The organism is Pseudogemmobacter sp. TB195, from assembly GCF_058313095.1.
Genome location: NZ_JBZEGG010000156.1, coordinates 1 through 342, shown reverse-complemented (window position 1 = coordinate 342; position 342 = coordinate 1). Strand labels below are relative to the sequence as shown.

The following is a 342-nucleotide window of genomic DNA, read 5'->3' as shown; positions in this document are numbered from 1 at the left end:
GGTCTTTTTGCCGGCTTCGCGAATCGCTGGCGTCGGCGCGACGTCAAGAAACTCCGCGACCTCCCGCCGGAAGCTCTCAAGCTCCGGCCCGAATTCAATATTCATTGCAGTTTCATGCCCTTGCATCATCTGATCATGGGCTCCGGCGCGCACGCCGGAGCCTGATTTCATCGCGACCGCATGGATGGGGCGAACGGCGCCCCGTCCAACAGCGCCCCATCCGCAGGCGTCAGCCCGCGGCGGACGTCGGCTTGTCGGCCAGGTCCCACTCGTCGCCCTTGTAGGCGCCCATGATCAGCTCGTTGAAGGGCGAGTAATCCTCCGGCGTGATGGCGTAGGAGA

1 protein-coding gene is annotated in these 342 nt (G+C 64.0%); it reads right to left on the bottom strand.

Features of this window, described 5'->3' with window-relative positions; translation table 11 throughout:
• Positions 1 to 105, bottom strand: a 105-nt coding sequence (locus AC4FS3_RS29120; protein WP_491023439.1) for a hypothetical protein, incomplete at its 3' end; no start/stop codon positions are given.
• Positions 106 to 342: the final 237 nt, after the last annotated feature.